The sequence below is a fragment of the Enterobacter sp. BIDMC 29 genome (assembly GCF_019378755.1).
Classification (GTDB): Bacteria; Pseudomonadota; Gammaproteobacteria; order Enterobacterales; family Enterobacteriaceae; genus Enterobacter; species Enterobacter ludwigii.
On record NZ_CP080000.1, the window covers coordinates 500,569 to 503,638 of the forward strand.

The 3,070-nt window shown below is 51.5% G+C and carries 3 protein-coding genes and 1 tRNA gene; all 4 read left to right on the plus strand.

Annotated elements, in window-relative coordinates; all coding sequences use genetic code 11:
* Positions 1 to 84: 84 nt before the first annotated feature.
* The 4 genes from tolB to JTA15_RS02280 all read left to right on the plus strand — a co-directional run bounded on the left by tolB (position 85) and on the right by JTA15_RS02280 (position 2,975).
* The gene (tolB, locus tag JTA15_RS02265; RefSeq protein WP_025204648.1) at positions 85 to 1,377 is read left to right on the plus strand and encodes a Tol-Pal system beta propeller repeat protein TolB; all 1,293 of its coding nucleotides are present in this window, start codon (positions 85 to 87) and stop codon (positions 1,375 to 1,377) included.
* Positions 1,378 to 1,412: 35 nt separating this feature from the next.
* Entirely contained in the window at positions 1,413 to 1,934 is a 522-nt protein-coding gene (gene pal, locus JTA15_RS02270) for a peptidoglycan-associated lipoprotein Pal (RefSeq protein WP_003858578.1), read from the plus strand.
* A gap of 9 nt (positions 1,935 to 1,943) precedes the next feature.
* Positions 1,944 to 2,738, plus strand: a complete 795-nt coding sequence (gene cpoB / locus JTA15_RS02275) for a cell division protein CpoB (RefSeq protein WP_014169189.1) — start codon at positions 1,944 to 1,946, stop codon at positions 2,736 to 2,738.
* Between the two features lie 161 nt (positions 2,739 to 2,899).
* Positions 2,900 to 2,975 (plus strand) — tRNA-Lys (locus tag JTA15_RS02280).
* The last annotated feature ends 95 nt before the right edge of the window (positions 2,976 to 3,070 follow it).

Sequence of the window (3,070 nt, forward strand, 5' to 3'; positions counted from 1 at the left end):
AGGGTTTAGTAGTTTTGTCTATTTGGGTTTGTTAACATTCTGCTAAATTATCGTGGGTAAGGTTACCCGGATAAGGGAGATATGATGAAGCAGGCATTACGTGTAGCATTTGGTTTTTTAATGCTGTGGGCAGCAGTACTGCACGCAGAAGTACGTATCGAGATCACCCAGGGGGTGGATTCGGCACGCCCAATCGGTGTTGTTCCGTTCCAGTGGGCCGGTCCTGGCGCTGCGCCTGAAGATGCCGGTGGCATCGTTGCGGCTGACCTGCGTAACAGCGGTAAATTCAACCCATTAGATCGTTCTCGTCTGCCTCAGCAGCCGGGCAGCGCGCAGGAAGTACAGCCTGCCGCATGGTCTGCGCTCGGTATCGATGCTGTCGTTGTTGGTCAGGTTACACCTAACCCGGACGGCTCTTACAACGTTGCATGGCAGCTGGTTGATACCGGCGGTGCACCGGGTACCGTTCTGGCACAGAACTCTTACAAGGTCACTAAACAGTACCTGCGCTATGCGGCACACGCTGCCAGCGATGCGGTATTTGAAAAACTGACCGGCATTAAAGGTGCGTTCCGTACCCGTATTGCTTATGTGGTACAGACCAATGGCGGTCAGTTCCCGTATGAGCTGCGCGTATCTGACTACGATGGTTACAATCAGTTCCTGGTGAAACGTTCTTCTCAGCCGCTGATGTCTCCAGCCTGGTCTCCGGACGGTTCTAAACTGGCTTATGTTACCTTCGAAAGCGGTCGTTCAGCGCTGGTTATCCAGACGCTGGCTAACGGTGCTGTTCGCCAGGTTGCGTCGTTCCCTCGTCACAACGGTGCGCCTTCGTTCTCTCCGGACGGTACCAAACTGGCGTTTGCGCTCTCTAAAACCGGTAGCCTGAACCTGTACGTGATGGACATTGGCTCTGGTCAAATTCGCCAGGTGACCGATGGTCGCAGCAACAACACCGAACCGTCCTGGTTCCCGGACAGCCAGAACCTGGCATTTACGTCTGACCAGGCAGGTCGTCCACAAATCTATAAAGTGAACGTCAACGGCGGTGCTCCACAGCGTATTACCTGGGAAGGTTCGCAGAACCAAAACGCAGATGTGAGCAGCGACGGTAAATTTATGGTAATGGTCAGCTCCAACGGTGGGCAGCAGCACATTGCCAAACAAGATCTGGTAGCGGGTGGCGTTCAAGTTCTGTCGTCAACGTTCCTGGATGAAACGCCAAGTCTGGCACCTAACGGCACTATGGTAATCTACAGCTCTTCTCAGGGGATGGGATCTGTGCTGAATCTGGTTTCTACAGATGGGCGTTTCAAAGCGCGTATTCCGGCAACTGATGGACAGGTAAAATCACCTGCCTGGTCGCCGTATCTGTAAATAATAATTAATTGATTACTAAAGGAATCATAGAAATGCAACTGAACAAAGTGCTGAAGGGGCTGATGATCGCTCTGCCTGTAATGGCAATCGCAGCGTGTTCTTCTAACAAGAATGCAAGCAATGACCAGAGCGGCGAAGGCATGATGGGTGCCGGTACCGGTATGGACGCGAATGGCAATGGCAACATGTCTTCTGAAGAGCAAGCGCGTCTTCAGATGCAGCAGCTGCAGCAGAACAACATCGTTTACTTCGATCTGGATAAATACGACATCCGTTCTGACTTCGCTGCGATGCTGGATGCTCACGCTAACTTCCTGCGTAGCAACCCGTCTTACAAAGTCACCGTAGAAGGTCACGCGGACGAACGTGGTACTCCAGAGTACAACATCTCCCTGGGTGAACGTCGTGCTAACGCCGTTAAAATGTACCTGCAGGGTAAAGGCGTTTCTGCTGACCAGATCTCCATCGTTTCTTACGGTAAAGAAAAACCTGCAGTACTGGGTCACGACGAAGCGGCTTACTCCAAAAACCGTCGTGCCGTACTGGTTTACTAAGAGAATTGCATGAGCAGTAACTTCAGACATCATCTGTTGAGTCTGTCGTTACTGGTTGGAATAGCGGCCCCCTGGGCCGCTTTTGCTCAGGCACCAATCAGTAGTGTCGGCTCAGGCTCGGTAGAAGACCGGGTCACTCAACTCGAGCGTATTTCTAACGCTCACAGTCAGCTTTTAACCCAACTCCAGCAACAACTTTCCGACAACCAAAACGATATTGACTCTCTCCGTGGTCAGATTCAGGAAAGCCAGTATCAGCTTAACCAGGTTGTGGAACGTCAGAAGCAAATCTTGCTGCAGATGGATAGCCTCAGCAGCGGTGGCGCAGCTGCGCAGCCAGCAGCAGGCGATCAGAGCGGTGCGGCGACGTCGACCCCTGCTCCTGCGGCAGATGCTTCGGCCTCGACGGGAGCGCCTGTTCAGAGCGGTGACGCGAATACGGACTACAACGCGGCCATTGCTCTGGTACAGGATCAATCTCGTCAGGATGACGCTATCGTTGCGTTTCAGAACTTTGTGAAGAAATACCCTGATTCCACTTATCTGCCAAATGCAAATTATTGGCTGGGTCAGCTGAATTACAACAAGGGTAAAAAGGACGATGCGGCGTTTTATTTTGCCTCAGTGGTGAAAAATTACCCGAAATCGCCAAAAGCGCCTGATGCGATGTTTAAAGTCGGCGTCATCATGCAGGACAAAGGTGACACTGCGAAAGCGAAAGCGGTTTATCAGCAGGTGGTTGCTAAATTCCCTGGCACCGAAGGTGCGAAGCAGGCGCAAAAACGTCTGAATTCGATGGGATGATTATCGCATGACCAGAAATCGCGTTATTTCTGGTCGTGCAGCATGATTCGTAAGCAGTTAAGTGATCTTCATCGAAATTTTTGTTGCGCTGAATTCTTAAATCAGTAATATATGCCGCCGTTGCCACGGGATATCAAACAACGTGAAAACAGCGTAAAAGTGGGTCGTTAGCTCAGTTGGTAGAGCAGTTGACTTTTAATCAATTGGTCGCAGGTTCGAATCCTGCACGACCCACCACTTAAAGCAGTTCCGGTAGTACAGAGTGGGTGATTAGCTCAGTTGGTAGAGCATCTCCTTTACACGGAGGGGGTCGGCGGTTCGAGCCCGTCATC

What these genes read in the sequence shown, in the direction of transcription:
- tolB (WP_025204648.1), top strand. Translation starts at nt 85, where the DNA reads ATGAAGCAGGCATTACGTGTAGCATTTGGTTTTTTAATGCTGTGGGCA.
- pal (WP_003858578.1), top strand. Translation starts at nt 1,413, where the DNA reads ATGCAACTGAACAAAGTGCTGAAGGGGCTGATGATCGCTCTGCCTGTA.
- cpoB (WP_014169189.1), top strand. Translation starts at nt 1,944, where the DNA reads ATGAGCAGTAACTTCAGACATCATCTGTTGAGTCTGTCGTTACTGGTT.